Source organism: Pseudomonas spelaei, assembly GCF_009724245.1.
In the GTDB taxonomy this organism is placed as follows: Bacteria; Pseudomonadota; Gammaproteobacteria; order Pseudomonadales; family Pseudomonadaceae; genus Aquipseudomonas; species Aquipseudomonas spelaei.
The window spans coordinates 26,108-49,786 of record NZ_WNNK01000009.1 but is presented as its reverse complement, the minus strand read 5'-3'; the positions used below and the strand labels follow the sequence as shown (position 1 = coordinate 49,786).

Here is a 23,679-nt window from a genome sequence, read left to right as displayed (position 1 = left end):
GACCATGCAAGGCGCATCGCTTCGTCATCAGCAAACCCCGCCACCCGGCCGCAAGCCGGTGCCACGGGGTGCCAGCCGAATGGTGGCTAAAGAGCCGATGTCGGCGCGCCTGCCGAAAGCCAATTTTGGTTTTCTCAAAGCGTTGTTCTGGCCGGTGTTGTTGGTGGCCTTGGGTTTTGGCACCTACGAAGGTGCCCAGCGTCTGCTGCCTTACGCTGATCGCCCGATTACCAAGATCAGTGTGCAGGGTGATTTGAGCTACATCAGCCAGCAAGCGGTGCAACAGCGAATCAGCCCGTACCTGGCGGCGAGCTTCTTCACCATCGACCTGGCCGGCATGCGTTCCGAACTGGAACAGATGCCGTGGATTGCCCACGCCGAAGTGCGCCGGGTTTGGCCGGATCAGGTGACGATCCGCCTGGAAGAACAGCTGCCCGTAGCCCGCTGGGGTGATGGCGCGTTGTTGAACAACCAGGGCCAGGCATTCGCGCCTCGCGAAGTGGCGAACTACGAACACCTGCCGCAGTTGTTCGGACCACAACGGGCGCAACAGCAAGTGATGCAGCAGTACCAGGCCTTGAGCCAGATGCTGCGGCCACTGGGCTTCTCTATCGCGCGACTGGAATTGCGCGAGCGGGGCAGCTGGTTTTTGACCACCGGGGCCGGCAGTTCTGGGCCGGGCATTGAGTTGTTGCTGGGACGCGGCAACTTGGTGGAGAAGATGCGCCGTTTTATCGCCATCTATGAAAAGACCTTGAAAGAACAGATTACGAACATTGCGAGCATCGACCTGCGTTACGCCAACGGCCTGGCCGTCGGCTGGCGGGCCGCTGCGGCGCCCACGGCAGCGCAGCCCGCTGTCGCGAAGAATTAAGAAGAGGCAGGACCCATGGCAAACGTGCAAAGCGGCAAAATGATCGTCGGTCTCGATATCGGCACCTCCAAGGTGGTGGCGCTGGTAGGTGAGGTCGCGGACGACGGCACGCTGGAAATCGTCGGAATCGGCACGCATCCGTCCCGGGGCCTGAAGAAGGGCGTGGTGGTCAACATCGAATCCACCGTGCAGTCGATCCAGCGCGCGATTGAAGAAGCGCAGCTGATGGCCGGTTGCCGGATTCACTCGGCGTTTGTCGGTGTTGCCGGCAATCACATCCGCAGTCTGAACTCCCACGGCATCGTGGCGATTCGTGACCGTGAAGTCAGCTCGGCTGATCTGGAACGAGTACTGGACGCCGCGCAAGCCGTAGCGATCCCGGCTGACCAGCGGGTGCTGCACACCCTGCCACAGGATTACGTGATCGATAACCAGGAAGGCGTTCGGGAACCTTTGGGCATGTCGGGTGTACGCCTGGAAGCCAAGGTCCACGTGGTGACGTGCGCCGTCAACGCCGCACAGAACATTGAAAAATGCGTGCGCCGCTGTGGCCTGGAAATCGACGACATCATTCTTGAGCAGCTTGCGTCTGCGTATTCGGTACTGACCGACGACGAAAAAGAGCTGGGCGTGTGCCTGGTGGACATCGGCGGCGGCACCACCGACATCGCGATCTTCACTGAAGGTGCGATCCGTCACACCGCCGTGATTCCGATTGCCGGCGACCAGGTAACCAACGACATCGCGATGGCGTTGCGCACACCGACCCAGTACGCCGAAGAAATCAAGATCCGTTACGCCTGCGCCCTGGCCAAGCTGGCCGGTGCCGGTGAAACCATCAAGGTGCCAAGCGTGGGCGACCGTCCACCGCGCGAGCTGTCCCGCCAGGCGTTGGCCGAAGTGGTCGAGCCGCGTTACGACGAGCTGTTCACCCTGATCCAGGCTGAATTGCGCCGCAGCGGCTACGAAGATTTGATCCCGGCCGGCATCGTGCTGACCGGTGGCACCTCGAAGATGGAAGGCGCGGTCGAACTGGCCGAGGAAATCTTCCACATGCCGGTCCGCCTAGGCGTGCCCCATGGTGTCAAAGGCCTGGGCGATGTGGTGCGTAACCCGATTTATTCCACCGGTGTGGGCTTGCTGTTGTACGGGCTGCAAAAGCAGACCGACGGCATTTCCCTGTCGGGCATTGGCAACCGCGAAAGCTACAGAAGCGACGACGAAGCGAAAGCGCCGTTGTTGGAGCGGTTGCAGGCCTGGGTGAAAGGCAATTTCTAAAGATTTACCGCAACACCGTTTCACTGTTGTAGATGCATGTAGTAGGCGAAAAAACTAGAGAAATGAAAGGAGAGGGAAAATGTTCGAACTCGTAGACAACATCCCCGCAAGCCCGGTTATTAAAGTGATCGGTGTCGGCGGTGGCGGCGGCAACGCTGTCAACCATATGGTCAAGAGCAACATTGAAGGCGTTGAGTTCATCTGCGCCAACACTGACGCCCAGGCCCTCAAAAGCATCGGTGCACGCACCATCCTGCAATTGGGCACAGCCGTGACCAAGGGCCTGGGTGCTGGCGCCAATCCGGAAGTCGGCCGTCAAGCCGCGCTGGAAGACCGCGAGCGTATTGCCGAAGTGCTGCAGGGCACCAATATGGTGTTCATCACCACGGGCATGGGCGGTGGTACCGGTACCGGTGCTGCGCCGATCATTGCCGAAGTGGCGAAGGAAATGGGCATTCTCACCGTAGCAGTGGTGACCCGTCCGTTCCCGTTCGAAGGCCGCAAGCGCATGCAGATCGCCGATGAAGGCATCCGTCTGCTGTCGGAAAGCGTCGACTCGTTGATCACCATCCCCAACGAGAAGCTGCTGACCATCCTCGGTAAGGACGCCAGCTTGCTGTCGGCTTTCGCCAAGGCTGACGATGTACTGGCCGGTGCCGTTCGCGGTATCTCCGACATCATCAAGCGTCCGGGCATGATCAACGTCGACTTTGCCGACGTGCGTACCGTGATGAGCGAAATGGGCATGGCAATGATGGGCACTGGCTGCGCCAGCGGTCCGAACCGTGCGCGTGAAGCGACTGAAGCGGCGATCCGCAATCCATTGCTGGAAGACGTGAACCTGCAAGGTGCACGCGGCATCCTGGTGAACATCACCGCCGGTCCTGACCTGTCCCTGGGTGAGTACTCCGACGTGGGTAGCATCATCGAAGCCTTTGCTTCCGAGCACGCGATGGTCAAGGTCGGTACGGTTATCGATCCGGACATGCGTGACGAGCTGCACGTTACGGTCGTGGCTACCGGTCTGGGCGCTAAAATCGAGAAGCCTGTGAAGGTTATCGACAATACCGTTCACACCAGCCAAGTGGCTGCTGCTCCAGCGCCTTCGCGCCAGGAACTGCCGTCGGTGAACTACCGTGACCTGGATCGTCCGACCGTGATGCGCAACCAGGCTCAGGCCGGTGCTGCTGCGTCGACTCGCTTGAATCCGCAAGATGATCTGGACTACCTGGACATCCCGGCTTTCCTGCGTCGTCAGGCCGATTAATGGAATGTATCAGGGCTATGAAGGTGATTGGTGTTCAGCAAAGGTCTGGTCTGCTATTATCGCCAGCCTTTGTTGATACCAGTTCGCAATTTGCGCTGAAGCGGTCCAAGCCATGATTAAACAACGCACCCTGAAGAATATTATCCGTGCCACAGGTGTAGGTCTGCACTCCGGGGAGAAGGTATACCTGACTCTCAAACCTGCACCTGTCGACACCGGCATCGTGTTTGTTCGTGCCGACCTGGACCCTGTGGTGCAGATTCCTGCTCGCGCGGAAAATGTTGGCGAAACCACGATGTCGACCACGTTGGTCAACGGTGACGTCAAAGTGGACACGGTGGAGCACTTGCTCTCGGCCATGGCCGGTCTGGGCATCGATAACGCCTACGTCGAGCTCTCCGCGTCCGAAGTCCCTATCATGGATGGCAGCGCTGGACCCTTCGTATTCTTGATTCAATCTGCCGGCCTGGAAGAACAGGACGCAGCCAAGAAGTTCATTCGCATTCTGCGGGAAGTGACAGTAGAAGACGGCGACAAGCGCGCCACCTTCGTCCCGTTTGAAGGCTTCAAAGTGAGCTTTGAGATCGATTTCGATCACCCGGTATTCCGTGACCGCACCCAAAGTGCAAGCGTGGATTTTTCCAGCACTTCGTTCGTAAAAGAAGTCAGCCGCGCCCGTACCTTTGGTTTCATGAGTGACATCGAGTACCTGCGCAAGCACAACCTCGCACTCGGCGGCAGCGTTGAAAACGCCATTGTGGTCGACGCGGATGGTGTACTGAACGAAGACGGCCTTCGCTATGAAGACGAATTCGTGAAGCACAAGATCCTCGATGCAATCGGTGACCTCTACCTGCTGGGCAATAGCCTGATAGGCGAGTTCAAAGGCTTCAAGTCGGGCCACGCCCTGAACAACCAGCTGCTGCGCAAGTTGATTGCCCAGACAGATGCTTGGGAAGTCGTGACCTTCGAAGATGCCAGCACCGCACCGATCTCTTACATGCGTCCCGTCGCGGCGGTGTAAGTAACAACTCTCTTTCCTTTTGTTTTTAAAGGCTGCCTTCGGGTGGCCTTTTTTTATGCCAGGGATTTAGCGTCAACAATACGATTACGCCCACTGTGTTTGGCCTCATACAGCGCCCGGTCTGCACTGAGCAGCAACTCCTCCAAGGGCGTGCGATTGTTCTTGTCCCAAGTACTCAGACCGATGCTCACCGTAACCGGCATTGTGTCCCCGGCCACCCGTGGCAGGTACTCGACGCTGCTGCGGATGTGCTCAGCGATGACCCAAGCCCCTTTGCTGTCGGTATGGGGCAGCACCACCGCAAACTCTTCTCCACCGTAGCGCGCCGCCAGGTCGGCGGGGCGGCGGATGTTACTGTCGATAACGTTTGCTACGGTGCGCAAGGCCTCATCGCCGCCCTGATGGCCATGTCGGTCGTTGAACGCCTTGAAATGGTCCACGTCGATCATCAGCAGCGTCAGGGGTTCGCTTGAGCGTTGCGCGCGATCCCATTCCAGGCGCAGGCGCTCGTCCAGGGTGCGGCGATTGGCGACGCCGGTCAGGGCATCGGTGGCTGCCAGATCTGACAGCACTTGCTCGGCACGATGACGTCGGCGCAGTTCCATGCAGAGCATCCAGGTCAGCCACAGCAAGCCGATGCACAGGATCCCGGTGGCACCGCTGATCAGCAGGGCGGCGCGCTTCCAGGGTGCGAAGATTTCGTTGGTGGACAAAGCCACGGCGACCATCAGTGGTAATTCACCGACCGTGGAGAAGCTGTAGAGGCGCTCCCGGTTATCCACACTGGAAATTCCTCGGAAGCTACCGTCGCGCTCACGCAACATGCGCGAGACGTTCGGGCGCAGGCTCAGGTCCTTGTCGATCATGTCTCGTTCCAGCAACGGCTGCTGGGCCAGCAGAATGCCTTGTTGGTTGAGCAGGTTGATGGTGCTGTCACTGCCGATGTTCAGGCTTCTGAACAACTGTTGGAAATACGACAGGCGCATGGAGGCGACTGCTACCCCGAGGAACCGTCCGTCTGGCCCGCTCACTCTTCGGCTGAATGCGATGCGCCATTGGTCGTCGCAGATGCAGCGGGCCATGAATGGCCGGCTGATGAAGAGCCCGACGTCAGGGTTTTGCTGATGGGCCAGGAAATAGTCCCGGTCGGCGAAGTTGCCGGGTTTGGGGGTCAGCAGTGATGAGTCGGCAATCACATCGCCAGCCTTGTCCAGCAGCAGGATATCGCCCTTGTACGGGGCTGCCGTGGCGCGGTCGAACAGTATCAGGTGGCGGATGTTGGCCGAGACGTCCTCCAGGTCACTGCGCTCGGCGGCGGCGATCAGGCCCTTGAGGGACAAGTCGTACAGTTCGACGTTACGCAGTACGTCGGCGTCGATCAGTTGGGTGATGTTGTTTGCCGTACGTTTGGCCGCCTCATAGGCGTTGGCATGTTCACGAATCAGCAGCACCGTGACGATCGCCATGATCAACAGAACCGTGAGGCAACTGCCCAGGACCAGCAGGAACTCCGGGCGTCGGGTCGGACGGTGCAGGCGAGCGGGGTTTGGGCTCATCGGGTGTACTTCTGCTTCGAGGATGCCATTAGCGTAGTTCCTGACACCGAGTTATTGCACGCCTTTGGCGTCGACGATACGGTTTCGCCCGCTGCGCTTGGCCTCATACAGCGCCCGGTCGGCGTTGAGCAGCAGTTCTTCCAGGGATCCACGGTTGTTTTTATCCCAAGTGGCGATCCCGATGCTCACCGTGATGGGTGTCGTGTCCCCGACCACAGGTGGCAAGTGCTCGACAGCGCTGCGGATATGCTCGGCAATCAGTCCGGCGCCGTTGCCGTCGGTCTGGGGCAACACCACCGCAAACTCTTCCCCACCGTAGCGTGCCGCCAGGTCGGCAGGGCGGCGGATATTGCTGTCGATAACGTGTGCCACGCTACGCAAGGCTTCATCACCAGACTGATGACCATGACGGTCGTTGAAGTCCTTGAAGTGATCGACATCGATCATCAGCAAGGCCAGCGGCTCACCTGAACGTTGGGTGCGGTCCCACTCCAGGTGCAAGCGTTGATCCAGGGTGCGGCGGTTGGCAAGGCTGGTCAGGGCATCTGTGGCGGCAAGCTCCGACAACACTGCTTCGGCTCGGTAGCGTCGGCGCAACTCCAGGCGCAGCAGCCAGGTCAGCCACAGCAGGCCGATGCACAGCACGCCGGTGGCGCCGCTGATCAGCAGGGCTGCACGTTTCCAGGCAGCGAACACGTTGTCACTGGACAGCGCCACGACGACGATCAGGGGCAGCGTGCCGACGTTGGTGAACGTATACAGACGAGGCATGCCGTCGACGCTGGAGACGCCTCTGAAACTACCGTTGCCTTCGCGTAGCATTCTTTTAAAGTTCGGCCGCGTGCTCAGATCCTTGTCGATCATGTCCCGTTCGAGCAAGGGCTGCTGGGCCAGCAGAATGCCGTTGCTGTTAAGCAGGTTGATGCTGCCACTACCGATCGTGAGACTGTTGAACAACTGGTCGAAATACGCCAGGCGCATAGTCGCTACCGCGACCCCTGCGAACTCGGCATCAGGCCCGCTCACCCTTCGACTGAACGCGATGCGCCATACCTGATCGCAGTCGCAGCGGACCTTGAAGGGACGGCTGATGAACAGCCCGGCATCGGTGTTCTGTTGGTGCACCTGGAAAAAGTCGCGGTTGGCAAAGTTGCGGGGTATTGGCGCCAGCGTCGATGAATCAGCAGTGACCGCGCCTGTCTTGTCCAGCAGCAGGACTTCACCCTTGTAAGGCGCTGCGGTTGCTTGATCGAACTGCACCAGATGCCGAATGTCCGCCGGCACCTGCGGCAAGTCCTTGCGAGTCGCCGCAGCGGTCAGGCCGTGCAGGGCCAAGTCATACAGTTCGACGTTACGCAGCACATCGGCGTTGATCAGTTGGGTGATATTGGTGGTCGAGCGCTTGGCAGCCAGCAGAGCGCTGGCGTGTTCACGGGTCAGCAACACGGTGACGATACCAACGATGAGGATGACGGTGAGGCCACTGCCCAGAATCAGCAAAAACTCTGGGCGTGCAGGGCGGATAAAAGCGGAGCGTGGGCTCATCGGACTGACTTCAGCGTGGGGATGCTGGCAGTTTAGTTCGATGCCGTGTGAATTAAGTGCTTACCTGTAAAAGAAAGATCAGGCTCAAAACACATCAATGGGGTAATCCACAATCACCCGGTATTCATCCACGTCGCGATCCACCGCCGAGTAACCATTCCCACCCCGGTTGGTTGCCCACTGCAGGCGCACGGCCAGGTTCTTGGCTTGCCCACCCTGGACCACGTATTTCAAATCGATATCCCGCTCCCAGTGCTTGGCATTCTTGCCATCGGCGCTGTACCAGGACGAGTAGCCACGGCTGTCGGGATCGACGCTGGTCAGGTCGGTCTTGCCGCTGATATAGGACACGGCCGAGGTCAGTCCCGGCAGGCCGAGGCCGACGAAGTCGTAGGCATACTTGAGCTTCCACGAGCGCTCGTTCGGGCCGTTGAAGTCCGAGTATTGCTGAGAGTTATCCAGGTAGATGCTGTCGCCCTGGGTGATGTAGTCAAACGGTGTGTTGCCGTTCACCCGCTGGTAGGCGGCGGTGACGCTGTGATTGCCGATGCCAACAGTGAAATGCAGGCTGTAGGTGTTGTTGTCGATGTTACCCAGCAGGGCGTTGCCGGTGTCTTGGGTATGGTAGAAGTGCAGGCCCGGATTGAGGCTGATCAGATCGTTGACCGCGTAGGTGTAGTCCAGGTCGTAGTAGTACTGGTTCCAGATGTCCTTGAGTTCGGACGCGTACAGGCTGCTGGTCAACCCCGGGACGCCGCTCCAGGCCACGCCGGCCCAGTTCAAGTGTTGGCTGTTCTCTGAATTGGGCAGGGTGCCGTAGCTGGTGCCGATGCGGCGGTGACCGCTCTGGTTGTACAGCTTGGTGAAACTGGCCTGGCCACCTTCTAGCATCCAGCCGTCAACGCTGTGGTTGGTCAGGCTTACACCACGAAAGGTCTGGGGCAGCATGCGGGTCATGCCACCCGCGATGACCGGGTTGTTGAGAAACAGGTCGCCGGCTTTGAACTCGGTGTCGAAGGCGCGCATTTTCAGAGTGCCGCCTGCGGTGGAAAAAGAACCCGGCGCTTTGCCGTTGCCGGAGCCTACGGGCAGGATGCTGGAACCGTCGGTGCCGCCACCGCCGTCAAGTTTAAGGCCGAGCATGGCGTGGGCGTCGAGGCCGAAACCGACAGGGCCCTCGGTGTAGCCGGATTCAAAAATCCCGAGGAAGCCCTGGCCCCATTCCTTGCTGTCATCAGTGTGGATGTTGCGGCGATCGCGGTTCATGTAGTAGTTGCGGGTGTTGATCTTGAAGCTTGAGCCTTCGACGAAGCCGTCGGTGGGCGCGGGGTCTGCCGCTTGGGCAAGAGGGATGATAGTTGCAGTAATCGCGAGGAATAACGGGGTGAATGTCAGCGAGGTTTTCACCGGGTGGAGCTCCTTTGGAGGGATCGAAACTGGCCAGTGTCGTTAGGTTTGCCTGGCCTTTTTTGGGTCAAAAAAAAGCCGCTGAAGTCAGCGGCTTTAAGACAGATTCCCAGTGTAGAGCCCTGGAAATAAGTCGAGGGAAATAGGGGGAGCGGGTCAGCTGTCTTCGCCGTCACGCTCAACACTGCGACAAATTAGCGCAGGTTAGCGGTGCGATACAGAGTGTAACAAGATAATGACTATTGCCCAAATCGCAACAGTAAGTCAGCTGTAGGGCTCAAATGTGGGAGCGGGCTTGCCCGCGATGGCGGTTTATCAGTTACAGATGTATCAACTGACACATTGTCATCGCGGGCAAGCCCGCTCCCACAGTTTGGGTTTTTTGTGGTTTAAGAGTTGTATTCCTACATCGGCAGGGTAATGCCGAACGTATTGCCACCGGCCTCACTGCGTACAAACACATCGCCGCCGTGCATCAACGCAATCGCCTTGACGATCGCCAACCCCAGCCCGTGGTTGGCGCCGCTGTTGCTGCGGGACGCGTCTACCCGATAGAAGCGTTCAAACAACCGAGGCAAGTGCTCGCCGGCAATCACCTCACCAGGGTTTGTCACACCAATTGCCACGTGATGCTCCAGCACTTCGATCTTCACTTTGATGATTTGCCCCGGCGCTGTGTGTTGCACGGCATTGCTCAGCAAATTGATCAGCGCCCGGCGCAAATGGGCTTTTTCGATCTGCACTTGGGCATCGCCAATGACGTTTACTTGTACCTGAGCGTCTTCGAGGATGAAGTCCAGGTAATCGAGGGTCGTGGCCACTTCATCGGCCAGCGAGCATTCAATCAGCTTGGTGGCCTTGCTGCCCTGGTCGGCGCTGGCCAGGAACAGCATGTCATTGATGATCGAGCGCAGCCGCTCCAACTCTTCCAGATTCGATTGCAGCACCTCGAAGTAGTGCTCTGCCGAACGGCCGCGGGTCAGGGCGACTTGAGTCTGGCCAATCAGGTTGGTCAGGGGCGAGCGCAGTTCATGGGCAACGTCGGCGTTGAATGATTCCAGACGGGAGTAGGCCTGTTCCACTCGGTCCAGGGTGGAGTTGAAGGAGTTGACGAACTGCTTGAGTTCCGGCGGCAACGGCGACAGGTGCAGGCGCCCGGAGAGTTTCGGTGGCGCGAGTTTCTGTGCTTCATCCGACAGCGTGATCAGTGGCTTGAGGCCAATGCGCGCCACCCAGAAACCCAGCAAGGATGCCAGCACCACACCCACCAGCGCGAGACTGATCAGTGCCACCAGCAGATGATGCTGGGTGGTGCGGAAGTTTTCGGTATCGATGGCAATCATGAAGCGCAGTGGCGGGCGCTGATCCTGGGCCGGGAACTGGCTCACCAGCACTTTGAACGGATAGTCGTGGCCGGGCAGGTGTAAGTCGCGCTTGCCGACGGGCCCTTCGGCAAAGGCGCGAATCTGTGCATCGGGATTGCCATATTCGTAGGTGGGGTCACTGCTCACCACCCAGAAACGGATGCGCTTGTCTTCTTCTCCCAGTAATTTGAGTTTGTTGGTGATCTTTGCCCAATGATCCGGCGTACCAAAACGCGTTACCGAAGACTCCAGCACGCTATAGCGCGCATCCAGCTCGGCGCCCGGCAACAAGCCCAGGCCACGGTCCACCTGTTGGTACAACGCACCGCCGATCAACAGGAAGATCAGCATCGCCACCAGAGTGAACATGCCGCTCAGGCGCAGTGCAATGGAATTAGCCGACACTGCGATTCTCCAGCACATAACCCATGCCGCGAATGGTGTGCAGCAGTTTCTGTTCGAACGGCCCATCCAGCTTGGCCCGCAGGCGTTTGATCGCCACTTCCACGACATTGGCGTCGCTGTCGAAATTGATGTCCCAGACCATTTCCGCAATAGAGGTCTTGGACAGAATCTCGCCCTGGCGCCGGGCCAATACGCTGAGCAACGAGAACTCCTTGGCGGTCAGGTCCAGGCGCACGCCGTTGCGACTGGCCTTGCGGCTGATCAAATCGATCCACAGGTCGGCGACGGTCACTTGCACCGGCTCGTGGCCGCCGCTGCGCCGGGTCAGGGCCTGCAGGCGCGCCACCAGTTCGAGGAACGAAAAGGGTTTGCCCAGGTAATCATCGGCGCCTTCACGCAGGCCGCGAATGCGGTCTTCCACCCGCTCCCGTGCGGTGAGCATGATCACCGGCGTCTGTTTGCGGGCTCGCAGCGCCCGCAGCACGCCAAAGCCGTCCAGCCCGGGAAGCATCACATCCAACACGATGACCGCGTAATCGTTTTCGAGGGCCAGGTGTAAACCCTCAACGCCTTCGCGCGCCACGTCGACGGTGTAGCCTTGCTCCGTCAGGCCGCGGTGCAGGTAGTCGGCCGTTTTTTCTTCGTCTTCAATAATCAGAACGCGCATGACCCCGCCTCAGTGTGTGGTCGCCAGCCCAAGGGCCGGTTTGGGTCTATGGAAAAGTTTCTCAAGGTACAAGTATATGACCGGTGTGGTGAACAGCGTCAGCGCCTGGCTCACCAGCAACCCGCCGACCACCGCGATCCCCAGCGGCTGGCGCAGTTCCGCACCGGGGCCGGCGCCCAACATCAGCGGCACGGCACCGAGCAAGGCGGCGAGGGTGGTCATGATAATCGGCCGGAACCGTGTGACGCAGGCTTCATAAATCGCCTCATGGGGCGGTAATCCGCGAACGCGCTGGGCCTCCAGGGCGAAGTCGATCATCAGGATGCCGTTCTTCTTGACGATACCGATCAGCAGCACCAGGCCGATCAACGCCATGATCGAAAAGTCCTGGCCCAATAGCCACAGCATGATCAACGCCCCCAGTCCCGCCGAGGGCAGGGTGGAAATGATGGTCAACGGATGTACAAAGCTCTCATACAACACACCCAGAATAATGTAGACCGCCACCAGCGCCGCGAGAATCAGCCATGGCTGGCTGGCCAGCGAACTCTGGAATGCCTGGGCCGCACCCTGGAAGTTGCCGATGATGGAGGCCGGCATGCCGATCTCGTTCTTCGCCTGGTTGAGCATGATCACCGCATCACCCAGCGCTACGCCCGGCGCCAGGTTGAACGACAGGTTGGCCGCCGGGAACATCCCGTCATGGCTGATGGACAACGGCCCGACGGTGGGCGGATCGACCTTGGCCACCGCCGACAGCGGCACCATCTCGCCACTCAGTGGTGAGCGCAGGTAGAAGTAATTGAGACTTTCGGCCTTGCCGCGCTGTTGGGTATCGAGTTCCAGCACCACCTGGTACTGGTTGATCTCGGTCTGGAACTCGTTGACCTGGCGCTGGCCGAAGGCGTCGTAGAGCGCCTGGTCGACATCGGTGGCGGTCAGGCCAAAGCGGGCGGCGGCCTGTCGGTCGATGCTGATATGGGTGATGCTGCCCCCCAGTTGCAGGTCGTTGGACAGGTCACGGAACGCCGGGTTGGCCCGCAGTTTTTCCGTCAGGCGCTGGGTCCAGGTGTTCAGCGTCGGGCCGTCGTTGCTCTTGAGTACATACTGATACTGGCTGCGGCTGGGGCCGGAACTGAGGTTGATGTCCTGGCCGGCCCGCAGGTAGAGAACGATCCCCGGCACTTTGGCCAGCTTCGGCCGCAGGCGGTCGATAAACTGGCTCGCGGACACATCGCGGTCACCACGATCTTTCAAGGCAATCCAGAATCGGCCGTTGGCGATGGTCTGGTTGCTGCCGGTCACGCCGACGGAATGCGAGAACGCCTCCACCGCCGGGTCGGCCTTGATGATCTCGGCGAGCGCCTGGTGTTTGGCGATCATGTCCGGATAGGACACGTCAGCCGCCGCCTCGCTGGTACCGAGGACAAAACCGGTGTCTTGTACCGGGAAGAACCCCTTGGGAATAAACACGTAACCGGCGATCGCCAGCCCCAGGGTCACGATGAAGACACTCAGCATCAATCGCGGATGAGCCAGGGCCCGGCGCAGGTTTCTGGCGTAGCCAGCCAGCAAGCGTTCGCTGAAACCGGGTTTGTCATGGGGATGATGGGTCGGCGCACGCATGAACAGTGCGGCCAGTGTGGGCGCCAGGGTCAGGGACACTACCACTGAAATCAGAATGGTCGAGGTGGCGGTCAGGGCGAACTCTTTGAACAGCCGTCCTACCACACCGCCCATGAACAACAGCGGAATAAATGCTGCCACCAGCGAGAAGCTGATGGACACCACGGTAAAGCCAATCTCGCCGGCGCCCTTGATCGCCGCGTCGCGCATGCTTTCGCCGGCCTCCAGATGGCGGTGGATGTTCTCCACCACCACGATGGCATCGTCCACCACAAAGCCCACGGCGATCACGATGGCCACCAGGGTCAGGTTGTTCAGGCTGAAGCCCATCACGTACATCAAGGCAAAGCTGGCGATCAGCGACACCCCGAGCACGCTGGACACAATCATCGTCGCCGACCATTGGCGCAGGAACAGCGCCATCACGGCTACCACCAGCAACACGGCGATCAACAGGGTGATTTCCACTTCATGCAGGGAGGCGCGAATGGTCTTGGTCCGGTCAGACAGCACGCTGACATCCACCGAGGCTGGCAGCATGGCCTCCAGGCGCGGTAGCTCGGCCTGGATACGGTCCACGGTCTCGACGATATTGGCGCCGGGCTGGCGGGAAATCACCAGGTTGACCCCAGGCGTATCGCCGGACCAGGCCTGGACGTAGGCGTTTTCCGAGCCATTGACCACGCGGGCCACATCCCGTAGTTGTACGGGCGCGCCATCCTTATAGGAGACGATCAGCTCGCCGTATTCCTCGGGGTGAAACAGCTGGTCGTTGGTCGACAGGGTGGACACGCTGTTCTGCCCGTAGAGCGCACCCTTGGCCAGGTTCAAGCTTGATTGCTGGATGGCCAGGCGAATGTCCGCCAGGGTCAAGCCGATGGCTGCGAGTTTGTCCGGCGAGGCTTGCACGCGAATGGCCGGGCGTTGCTGACCGGTGATGTTGATCTGGCCGACGCCGTCGATCTGGCTGATCTGCCGGGCCAACAGGGTTTCCACATAGTCGCTCAATTCGGTGCCGGGCATGCTGGTGGAACTGACGCTGAGGATCAGTACCGGGCTGTCCGCAGGGTTGACCTTTTTCCAGGTCGGCAGGCTCGGCATATCGCTGGGCAGCTTGCCAGAGGCGGTGTTGATCGCTGCCTGCACTTCTTGGGCGGCGGTGTCGATGCTCTTGTTGAGGGTGAATTGCAGGGTCAACAGGCTGGAGCCCAGCGCACTGCTGGAAGTCATCTGGGTCATGCCGGGGATGGCACTGAATTGCACTTCCAGGGGCGTGGCGACCGACGAAGCCATGGTGTCGGGGCTGGCACCGGGCAGTTGCGCGGTGACCTGGATGGTCGGGAATTCCGCTTCCGGCAACGGGGCGATGGGCAAGCGCGGGAAGGCAATCAGCCCCAGCAGCACCAGGGCGAAGGTCAACAGCAGCGTGGCGACCGGGTGGTCGACACACCAGGCAGACGGTGAGCGACTGCCCTTCATGGTTGCACCTGCGCGTTGGCGGTCTGGATCACTTGCGGCGGTTGCTTGAGGACCTCCACCTGAGCCCCGGCCTTGAGCCGCGACTGGCCATCACTGACCAGAACGTCACCGGCCTGCACGCCCTTGACGATATTCAGGTCGCTGTCCTGATAGACCACCTGCACCGGCACAATGTCCACTTTGTCACCGTTGACCCGGTACACGAAGTGCGAGTCCAGGCCGCGCTGGACTACCGTCGGCGGCACCACCAGGGCGTTTTTATCGAGGGCGGTCTGGATCTTGATGGTCACCAGTTGCCCCGGCCACAATTTCTGCGCGGTATTGCTGAATTCGGCCTTGGCGCGAATGGTGCCGGTGGTGGCGCTGATCTGGTTATCGATCAGGCTCAGTCGGCCTTCGCCGAGCAGGTCACCGGTCTGGCCATCGGTGTTGGCGCCCATGTAGGCGTTGACGTCAGCGGGGTGCTGGGCGGCGATCAAGCCCTGCAAGGTCGGAAGCATTTGCTGCGGCAGGGAGAATTCGACGGCGATCGGATCGATCTGGGTGACCGAGAACAAGCCTTGGGTGTCGCTCATACGCAGGAAGTTGCCTTCATCCACCGTACGAATACCGACGCGCCCGGTGACCGGCGAGCGAATCTGTGTGTACGACAACTGCACCTGCGCCGAATCAATGGCGGCCTGGTTACCCTGGGCCGTCGCCTTGAGTTGGTTGACCAGGGCTTGTTGCTGGTCGTAGGTCTGCTTGGACACGCCGTCGTCGACACTCAATTCCTTGTAGCGCTTGAGGTTGACCTGAGCCACTTGCAGTTGCGCCTGGCTTTCCCCCAGTTGCGCCCGGGCCTGGTCCAGGCTGGCACGGATCGAGCGGTCGTCGATGGTCGCCAGCAGGTCACCGGCCTTGACCAGTTGGCCTTCCTTGACCAGCAACTGGGTGAGGATGCCGTCGATCTGCGGCCGGATGATCACGCTGTGCAACGACAACACCGAACCGATACCACTGACGAAACGCGGAATGTCCTGCTCGGAAACACTGACCACCCGCACCGGAATTGCCGTCGATGCAGCCAGTTTGGTCTTGGCCGGTCGGGTCAATGCCCAGGCGGCAATGGCCAGTAGCAGCAGGACGCCGACGATCACGGCGGATTTTCGTGGAATGTGCATGGGGTGACGGCGCCCGGACAGAGAAGCGGAAGAATGAGGGTTCTTTATAGACTGTGAACCGGGTCAGCAAAGTGACTGCTAACTGACGGCGCTGTCAGCAAACACCGACCATTCGTACGGGCAGAGGTTAAAGATCCGAGGCGCGCAGGTATACTGCGCGCCAGTGTGGTCCGCAAGGCGGTCCCGCGTCATTTTTTGCACTCCCCGGAGCTCCCATGAATTCCCCGACACAACCCCCTGTTGAAGCTGTCGAGATTGACGAACAGGTCAACCCTGAAGGCGTCGAAAGCGCAGCCAAAACCGAGATCCCGGCGTTCAAGTTTCCATTCAAACCGGGCGAACTGGCCGGGGAAAAAAATGCCAGCCAACCCTGGTACAAAAACGGCGCCAGGAACGGCCACACCAAGAGCCCGGGCATGGCTCCTCCAGGCACCCGCCGCTCGATGGGCAAGCGCTGACCGCTCTGGCGTATACCGGTAATAAATCGCCTGTACGGGTTAGTTGTGCCTACAGCAACTACTGACCTTTCGCCTTGCCCGCCAACGACCATTTCTTGAAAGCTTGCATGCCATCCGCTCCCTGATTCTGCCTGACAGAGTCGGGAACTGATGAAGCTGATCTTTCAGGAAAAGGACGTCCCCATGGCTGTGACACAGATTTGCGCTGCGCTCATCTTCTTGATGGTAATGGGTGGCTTTTTCACTGTCGCTGCAGATGATCAGGCACGCAGCGAGATCCGCTTCGCCGTCGCCGCCCAGTTTCCCCCCTATGAAAGCCGCAATGAGAAAGGCCAACTGGTGGGCCTGAATATTGAGCTGGGCAACGCCTTGTGCGCGCAACTCAAGGTCCGCTGCACCTGGGTCGATCAAGTGTTTGCCGGCAGTATCGTGGCCCTTGAGCAGCGGCGTTTCGACGCGATCATGGGCATGGCATCGACCCCGCAACGACGGCAGTTGATCGACTTTACCGAGGATCTTTACCCGCTCACCACCCATCTGGTGGCGCGCAAGGATTCGGGCCTGGTGCCCACGGTGCGGTCATTGAGGGGCAAGCGTATCGGCGTCTTGGCCGGCAGCAATCGCGAGGCGTTTGCGCAAGCCCAATGGGCGCCGGCGGGGGTGATCGTCAAGAGTTTCTGGCTTAATGACCAACTGATCCGCAGCTTGGTGGAGGGAGATATCGATGCAACATTGCAAGGTACGATCGAGATTCGTGAGGCATTGCTTGATACTCCCTACGGGCAGGATTTCAAATTCTCCGGGCCTGCTGTGGTAGGTGAGCAACTGGGCAACGGCGTGGCTATTGGCTTGCGCAAGTCTGGCGCGGCCTTGCGCGATGAACTCAACCGCGCGCTTGAGCAGCTCAAGCAAAACGGTGAGTACCTGCGGATTACCCAACGTTATCTGATGGAAGAGAAGCCTTCTGCAATGTCGGGCAGAGGCGATGGCCCGCAGTTCCATTCGGGTGCTTCAGGGTTATCATTTTCCGAGGTCGTCAGGGTCGGCAACACCCTTTACCTATCGGATGTCCTGGGACTTGATGAGCGCCGAAATCCGGTGAAAGGCGGTGCGCCGGCGCAGATGAAGCAAGCGATGAGCATCTTGCGTGAAACACTTGAGCGTCATCAGTCTTCCTTGGCGCATGTCGTCAAATGCACACTGTTGCTGACTGACCTGGATGACCTGAGCCAGGTCAACGAAGTGTACCTGAGCTACTTTCTGTCGGATCGTTTGCCCGCCCGCAGTGTTCTTTCGGTGCGGCGGCTGCCACGCAGAGCCTTGGTCGCGATTGAATGCATCGCGGTGACCCATGATCAGGAAGAGCCCCGCAGTCAGGCCATCAGCCTTGAAGAAAGCACTAAGCCGCCCGCAACGAAATAAACGCGTAGTTGGCCGGCACCTCGGTCGCAATCCTCGCTCCGGCATCCAGCAATTGCTCGGCAATATCCAGCCCGGACACATGAAACACCCACTCATTGGCAATCGACGGCTGCTCCGTGGCCTGTTCGATCGCCGCCGCAAAGGCGTTCATGTCCGGCAGGTACGCCGTAAACCCATCCCCCTTGAGGGCGGTGGTATGAATCCCCAACAGCCCGCATACCGCTTCCTTGGTCTGGATATCATCGCGGTCGGCTTGCCGTGAACGGCGAATCAGCTCGGCCAGCTCCTGGTCTACACACTCACCACCGACAATCAGCGCCGGGCCCTGCTCCCAGGATTCCGGCGGGCAGTCTTTGGCGGCGGGGTTCAGCGGGATATGTGGATTGATCTCCATGGGGTAGATCCGGCACACCAAGGGGCGGCGCTCATAGATGCGGCATAACTGGTCTTCGTCAAGATTCCGGCAGGGCCCGGCGTTGTAGGCGGCAAAGGTGATTGCCACATAGGCCTCGGTATTGCCGCTAGGCACGATGGCGGAGCGCCGCTCGGCGTGTTCACGTTGCAACGCAGGCAGGCCGATCCCGTTGCCCAGGAAACCCTCCACCAGAACGATGACGTTACCGCCGTCCGCTGCCCACTGCCGGGCTTCGTCAAGGGTCAGGGGCACATGATGGTCGGAGCAGCATTTGCCGCAACCCACGCAGGAAAATTGGGTATTCATGGAGGATCTGTCACCAGGCAAGGTCAGAGGGCTCACACGTGCGGTGACGGATTTACACCTCTTTGCACCGCGCAGGCTTTGTGCAAAGCAAGTTATGCGCCAGTGCTTATTCCTCGGGAACAAGGTCCCTGAGTACAAACACCATCCCGGTACTTTCATACAACTGGCGGGCGCGCAGATTGGACTCGCGCACCTTGAGGTCGACAAATGCCTCGCCGCGCTGCTGGAACACCTGGAAAGTGTGTAGCAACAACGCCCGTCCCAAACCCTGGCCCTGGGCAGCGGGGTGGATGGCGAGGTTCTTGATGAAGGCACTGGTCCAGCATTGAGCGACGCCGAGGATACCGTCGGCATTGCTGGCGACCAGGCACAGGGTCGGGTCGAACTCAGCGTCGGTGACGAACTGTTGGCGCCACTGATCAAGGGCGCCCACACGACCGCCGCCTTGGTTCTGGGCCAGGCGCAACACCGCGTGAATCGCCGGGGCGAGTTCGTCGCGATAGTGATCCAGGCGAACATCTGTCGGCCATTGCGGTGCGGGCAGGGTGCGGGTGAGGTCGCGGCGCAGCAGTTGAAAATACTCGCCCACGCGTTAGAGGCCTTGTTGAGCCACAGTTTGGGCGGCAACCACCAGGCACTTGGTCAGTTCCGGTGAGGAGAACTTGGTCAGCACCGCGTTGGCACCGGCCAGGCGGGCCTTTTCGCTGTTCATCGCACTGTCCAGAGAGGTGTGCAGCAGCACGTACAGATCCTGGAAGTCCGGGGTTTCCCGCAGGGTGCGGGTGAAGGCGTAACCGTCCATTTCGGACATTTCGATGTCCGAGACCACCACATTGATCTGCTCGACGGTGCCTTGCAGCTCCAGCAGGCGGTCGATGGCTTCCTTGGCGCTGCGTGCGGTGTGGCATTGCAGGCCAAGGTTACGCAGGGTGTGCACCGATTGCTGCAAGGCAACCTGGCTGTCGTCCACTACCAGGATGCGCGCGTTACCCAGGACTTCGGCTTCTTCCATGGTCAAGTCGGTAGGCGCTGCTTCAACTTGTGCCGGGGCGATACCGTGGATGACTTTTTCTATATCCAGCACTTGCACCAACACGCCGTCGACCTGGGTCACACCGGTAATAAACGAACGGTTACCCCCCGAACCAAAAGGCGGTGGGCGGATGTCGGTGGTCAGGCAGTGGACGATCTTGCTCACCGCTTGCACATGCAAGCCCTGCTTGGACCGGCTGACATCGGTGACAATCAGGCAGCCACCATCCGGGTCCTGCAGCGGCATTTCCCCCAGTGCCCGGCTCAGGTCGATCACCGATAACGCCGCACCGCGCAGGGTGGCGATGCCTTTGACGTGAGGGTGGGACTCCGGCAGCTTGGTCAGCGGCGGGCAGGGGATGATTTCACTGACTTTCAGCAGGTTGATCGCCATCAGCTTACCGCTGCGCAAGGTAAAGAGCAGGAGCGAGAGCGAGTCTGCGCGGGCTTTGTTGACGGACATAAAAACCTTCTGTGGATCACGGATGACAATCTATAGAGGGTTATCGACTTGCACGCCCCAGGCTTTAGCGTCAATCAGCGCCGAAGGTCGGGTTTCTGTAGCCGCTGACGAGGTACGAGGCTGGGATGGGCTGCGTCGCGGGCCCCTACGGCGGTCCTGCGGACCGCATCGCAGCCTCGTACCTCGGCAGCGGCTACAGGGATTTCGGCGAGTCATGCCCTGGGAGTCTAGCCTTTCCACACCTGCGGGTTGACCAGATCCTGCGGCCGCTCGCCCAACAACGCGCTGCGCAGGTTGTCCAGGGCGCGGTTGGCCATGGCTTCGCGAGTTTCATGGGTGGCCGAGCCGATGTGCGGCAAGGTCACCGCATTGCTCAGTTGGAACAAAGGCGATTCGGCCAGTGGCTCCTGCTCGTACACATCCAATCCTGCGCCACGAATCCGTTGGTTTTGCAGGGCTTGGATCAGGGCGGGTTCGTCCACCACCGGGCCTCGGGAGATATTCACCAGGATGGCGCTGGATTTCATCAAACCCAGCTCGCGGTGGCTGATCAGGTGTTTGGTCTTCTCGCTCAACGGCACCACCAGGCAGACGAAATCCGCCTCGGCCAGCAATTGGTCCAGGCTGCGAAATTGTGCGCCCAGCTCTTGTTCCAACGCGGTCTTGCGACTGTTGCCGCTGTAGAGGATCGGCATATTGAAGCCCAACCGGCCCCGACGAGCGATGGCCGCGCCGATATTGCCCATGCCGACGATGCCGAGAGTCTTGCCGTGCACGTCACCGCCAAACAACGGCGCGCCAACGCTGGCTTTCCATTGGCCGGCCTTGGTCCAGGCGTCCAGTTCGGCGACGCGGCGAGCGCTGCTCATCAGCAGGGCGAAGGCCAGGTCGGCGGTGCTCTCGGTCAGTACATCCGGGGTGTTGGTGAGCATGATCCCGCGTTCGTTGAAGTACGCCAGGTCATAGTTGTCGTAGCCCACCGAGACGCTGGAGACCACTTCCAGCTTGCTCGCGCCTTCCAGTTGTGCCCGGCCCAGCTTGCGCCCGACCCCAATCAGCCCGTGGGCGTGGGGCAGGGCTTCATTGAACTGGGCGTTGATATCGCCGAGCTTGGGGTTGGGGGCAATGACGTCGAAATCCTGTTGCAGGCGTTCGATCATTTCCGGGGTGACGCGGCTGAAGGCAAGGACGGTCTTTTTCATCGCAGGGAAGGCTCATCGACACGGCTGGGAATGCCAAGCAAGCTAACATTCCTGGTGGCGCTTGTCAGTTGCCTGGCCGTGCCACACCCAGGCTGCTGCTCAACTCATACGCCGCCAGTTCCGCCTGATGGGCCGCCAGAATCTCCGGCAATGAGCCACGCAAGTACTCCACCCATGTCTTGATCTTCGCGTCCAGGTACTGGCGCGACGGGTAAATGGCGTACAGGTTCAGTTCCTGGGAGCGATAAGTAGGCATGAGCCGCACCAGAGAACCATTGCGCAGGCCTTCGATGGCCGCGTACACCGGCAACAGGCCGACGCCCATGCCGCTGATGATCGCGGTTTTCATTGCATCAGCCGAGTTCACCAGGAACGGTGAGGTGTTGATCGCCACGCTTTCCTGGCCTTCCGGGCCGTTGAACGACCATTTGTCCAGCTGAATCACCGGGCTTACCAGACGCAGGCAGGCATGGTTGAGCAAGTCACTGGGCCGTTGCGCGCAGCCGTTGGCTTTGACGTAGGCCGGCGAGGCACAAACGATGCTGTAGGTGATTCCCAGGCGTTGGGACACAAACCCTGAATCCGGCAGTTCGCTGGCGAGCACGATGGACACGTCGTAGCCTTCGTCGAGCAAATCCGGCACGCGGTTGGCGAGGGTCAGGTCGAAGGTCACGTCCGGGTGGGTGCGGCGATAGCGGGCAATGGCGTCGATCACAAAATGCTGACCGATACCGGTCATGGTATGCACTTTTAGCTGCCCGGCAGGCCGCGCATGGGCGTCGCTGGCCTCGGCTTCGGCCTCTTCGACATAGGCCAGGATCTGCTCGCAGCGCAATAAATAGCGCTTTCCGGCTTCGGTCAAGGCGATACGGCGGGTGGTGCGGTTGAGCAAGCGGGTTTGCAGATGGGCTTCCAGATTGGAGACCGCGCGCGAGACGTTGGCGGTGGTGGTATCCAGTTGCACGGCGGCGGCGGTGAAGCTGCCGGCTTCGGCGACGCAACTGAAGGCGCGCATGTTTTGCAAAGTGTCCATGGGGTGCTCTCAAGGGAGATGGCAAATTGTGACACGAAGTTGCAGGATCCAGTGATCCCTACTAACGGATTATCGCCTGAACGGTAATAAAGATTCACAGGAATCCCACCTTATCGCCGCTTGAGCGGCCCCCTAGAATTGCGCCACCTTCCCCGCAAGACCACCTCAGGAATTCGCAGCAGTGCCGCGTCGCATCAGCAGAGAGCTGAAGACTCTCAGTGTTTGGGCCTTATCGTTAGCAATCAGCGGCTGCATCGGAACCGGAGGAATCGCCCCTCAAGGCAAGACGCTCGCCGTCAATACTCTGGCCACCGACGCCGCGATAAAAAGCGCCGCCCAGGACGCCCATTGGCCCACCGCAAAATGGTGGCAAGCCTATGGCGATCCGCAACTCAACCGGTGGATCGACCTCGCCCTGCAAGGCAGCCCGAGCATGGCGATGGCCGCCGCACGGGTTCGCGAAGCGCGGGCGATGGCCGGTGTTGCCGAGTCTGCCGAATCGGTGCAGATCAATGGCGATGCGAGCCTCAAGCGCCACAACTGGCCCAGCGACCAGTTCTATGGCCCCGGCAAACTGGATAACTCCACCACTTGGGACAATAACGCCTCCCTGGGCTTCAGCTATGCCCTCGACCTGTGGGGTCGAGAAAGCAACGCCACCGAACGCGCCGTGGACCTGGCCCATATGAGCGCTGCTGAAGCACGTCAGGCTGAGCTGGAGTTGCAGAACAACATGGTGCGCGCCTATATCCAGCTGTCCTTGCACTACGCCCAGCGCGATATCGTCGCCGCGACCCTGGCCCAGCAACAGCAGATCCTCGACCTGGCGCAAAAGCGCCTGGCCGGTGGCATCGGCACCCACTTTGAAGTCAGCCAGGCCGAGACGCCGTTGCCGGAAACCCATCGGCAACTGGACGCCCTCGATGAAGAGATCGCCCTGAGCCGCAACCAGCTTGCGGCTTTAGCGGGCAAAGGTCCGGGGGAGGGCGCAACCTTGCAGCGCCCGACGTTGTCCCTCGGCGCGCCCTTGAAGTTGCCCTCGACCTTGCCTGCCGAACTGCTCGGCCAGCGTCCTGACGTGGTCGCCAGTCGCTGGCGCGTGGCGGCCCAGGCTCGTGGCATCGACGTGGCTCACGCAGGGTTTTACCCCAACGTCGATCTGGTGGGCAGCCTTGGCTACGTCGCTACCGGCGGCGGGATGCTGGAGTTCCTGACCGGTAAAAAACTCAACTACACCGCCGGCCCGGCCATCTCCTTGCCGATCTTTGACGGTGGTCGCTTGCGCTCGCAACTGGGCGAGGCCAGCGCCGGTTATGACATTGCCGTTGCCCAGTACAACCAGACATTGGTCAACGCGCTCAAGGGCATCAGTGACCAATTGATTCGCCGTGAGTCGATGAACAAACAACAGGCCTTCGCCGCTGAATCGGTGGCCTCGGCACAGAAAACCTATGACATCGCCATGATCGCCTACCAGCGCGGCCTCACCGATTACCTCAACGTGCTGAACGCCCAGAGTTTGTTATTCCGCCAGCAGCAGGTCGAGCAACAGGTCCAGGCGGCGCGTCTGAGTGCCCATGCTGAACTGGTGACCGCTTTGGGCGGCGGTCTGGGCGCCGGCAATGATGTGCCTGCCGTCGGCGAGACGTTACCGAGCAAGACCCCGGCGGCCCTGGCCGTCTTCGATCACTGA

At 60.3% G+C, this 23,679-nt stretch carries 19 protein-coding genes; 7 read left to right on the top strand and 12 right to left on the bottom strand.

Annotated elements, in window-relative coordinates; translation table 11 throughout:
* Positions 1-4: 4 nt before the first annotated feature.
* The 4 genes from GNF76_RS12400 to lpxC all read left to right on the top strand — a co-directional run bounded on the left by GNF76_RS12400 (position 5) and on the right by lpxC (position 4,443).
* Entirely contained in the window at positions 5-874 is an 870-nt protein-coding gene (locus tag GNF76_RS12400) for a cell division protein FtsQ/DivIB (RefSeq protein WP_155583446.1), read from the top strand.
* Between the two features lie 15 nt (positions 875-889).
* The gene (gene ftsA / locus GNF76_RS12395) at positions 890-2,152 is read left to right on the top strand and encodes a cell division protein FtsA (protein ID WP_155583445.1); all 1,263 of its coding nucleotides are present in this window, start codon (positions 890-892) and stop codon (positions 2,150-2,152) included.
* A gap of 79 nt (positions 2,153-2,231) precedes the next feature.
* Positions 2,232-3,419, top strand: a complete 1,188-nt coding sequence (ftsZ, locus tag GNF76_RS12390; protein WP_155583444.1) for a cell division protein FtsZ — start codon at positions 2,232-2,234, stop codon at positions 3,417-3,419.
* Between the two features lie 112 nt (positions 3,420-3,531).
* Positions 3,532-4,443 (top strand): UDP-3-O-acyl-N-acetylglucosamine deacetylase, encoded by a 912-nt coding sequence (gene lpxC, locus GNF76_RS12385; RefSeq protein WP_003216227.1) that lies wholly within the window; start codon positions 3,532-3,534, stop codon positions 4,441-4,443.
* 53 nt (positions 4,444-4,496) lie between these two features.
* Here lpxC and GNF76_RS12380 read toward each other — a convergent pair whose 3' ends face one another.
* The 7 genes from GNF76_RS12380 to GNF76_RS12350 all read right to left on the bottom strand — a co-directional run bounded on the left by GNF76_RS12380 (position 4,497) and on the right by GNF76_RS12350 (position 15,655).
* Positions 4,497-5,999, bottom strand: coding sequence for a sensor domain-containing diguanylate cyclase (locus GNF76_RS12380; protein ID WP_155583443.1), 1,503 nt, complete (start codon positions 5,997-5,999; stop codon positions 4,497-4,499).
* 51 nt (positions 6,000-6,050) lie between these two features.
* A complete protein-coding gene (locus GNF76_RS12375) occupies positions 6,051-7,544 on the bottom strand; it encodes a sensor domain-containing diguanylate cyclase (RefSeq protein ID WP_155583442.1) in 1,494 nt (497 codons plus the stop codon).
* 84 nt (positions 7,545-7,628) lie between these two features.
* Positions 7,629-8,951, bottom strand: coding sequence for an OprD family porin (locus GNF76_RS12370; protein ID WP_178123305.1), 1,323 nt, complete (start codon positions 8,949-8,951; stop codon positions 7,629-7,631).
* 404 nt (positions 8,952-9,355) lie between these two features.
* A complete protein-coding gene (locus tag GNF76_RS12365; protein ID WP_178123304.1) occupies positions 9,356-10,720 on the bottom strand; it encodes a heavy metal sensor histidine kinase in 1,365 nt (454 codons plus the stop codon).
* Complete coding sequence (locus tag GNF76_RS12360; RefSeq protein ID WP_155583440.1) at positions 10,710-11,387, bottom strand: heavy metal response regulator transcription factor; 678 nt, start codon at positions 11,385-11,387, stop codon at positions 10,710-10,712. The genes GNF76_RS12365 and GNF76_RS12360 overlap by 11 nt, the downstream gene beginning before the upstream one ends.
* 9 nt (positions 11,388-11,396) lie before the next feature.
* Entirely contained in the window at positions 11,397-14,492 is a 3,096-nt protein-coding gene (locus GNF76_RS12355) for a multidrug efflux RND transporter permease subunit (RefSeq protein ID WP_155583439.1), read from the bottom strand.
* Positions 14,489-15,655 (bottom strand): efflux RND transporter periplasmic adaptor subunit, encoded by a 1,167-nt coding sequence (locus GNF76_RS12350; protein WP_155583438.1) that lies wholly within the window; start codon positions 15,653-15,655, stop codon positions 14,489-14,491. The genes GNF76_RS12355 and GNF76_RS12350 overlap by 4 nt, the downstream gene beginning before the upstream one ends.
* Before the next feature lie 215 nt (positions 15,656-15,870).
* Here GNF76_RS12350 and GNF76_RS12345 point away from each other — a divergent pair, with 215 nt between their 5' ends.
* Together GNF76_RS12345 and GNF76_RS12340 are read left to right on the top strand one after the other, a co-directional pair.
* Positions 15,871-16,113: a hypothetical protein gene (locus tag GNF76_RS12345; protein ID WP_155583437.1), complete on the top strand. Its 243-nt coding sequence runs from the start codon at positions 15,871-15,873 to the stop codon at positions 16,111-16,113.
* A 183-nt stretch (positions 16,114-16,296) separates the two neighbouring features.
* Complete coding sequence (locus tag GNF76_RS12340; protein ID WP_155583436.1) at positions 16,297-17,535, top strand: transporter substrate-binding domain-containing protein; 1,239 nt, start codon at positions 16,297-16,299, stop codon at positions 17,533-17,535.
* Here GNF76_RS12340 and GNF76_RS12335 read toward each other — a convergent pair.
* From GNF76_RS12335 to GNF76_RS12315, 5 genes are all read right to left on the bottom strand, one after another.
* Entirely contained in the window at positions 17,513-18,256 is a 744-nt protein-coding gene (locus GNF76_RS12335) for a YkgJ family cysteine cluster protein (RefSeq protein ID WP_155583435.1), read from the bottom strand. The two genes, GNF76_RS12340 and GNF76_RS12335, sit on opposite strands and share 23 nt — an antisense overlap.
* A gap of 106 nt (positions 18,257-18,362) precedes the next feature.
* A complete protein-coding gene (locus GNF76_RS12330) occupies positions 18,363-18,845 on the bottom strand; it encodes a GNAT family N-acetyltransferase (RefSeq protein WP_178123303.1) in 483 nt (160 codons plus the stop codon).
* 3 nt (positions 18,846-18,848) lie between these two features.
* Complete coding sequence (locus GNF76_RS12325; RefSeq protein WP_155583434.1) at positions 18,849-19,751, bottom strand: chemotaxis protein CheV; 903 nt, start codon at positions 19,749-19,751, stop codon at positions 18,849-18,851.
* A 227-nt stretch (positions 19,752-19,978) separates the two neighbouring features.
* Positions 19,979-20,953, bottom strand: coding sequence for a 2-hydroxyacid dehydrogenase (locus GNF76_RS12320; RefSeq protein WP_155583433.1), 975 nt, complete (start codon positions 20,951-20,953; stop codon positions 19,979-19,981).
* Between the two features lie 64 nt (positions 20,954-21,017).
* On the bottom strand, positions 21,018-21,986 hold the full coding sequence (locus GNF76_RS12315; RefSeq protein ID WP_155583432.1) for a LysR family transcriptional regulator: 969 nt from the start codon (positions 21,984-21,986) through the stop codon (positions 21,018-21,020).
* Between the two features lie 181 nt (positions 21,987-22,167).
* Between GNF76_RS12315 and GNF76_RS12310 the strand changes: the two genes are divergently transcribed.
* A complete protein-coding gene (locus GNF76_RS12310) occupies positions 22,168-23,679 on the top strand; it encodes an efflux transporter outer membrane subunit (protein WP_178123302.1) in 1,512 nt (503 codons plus the stop codon).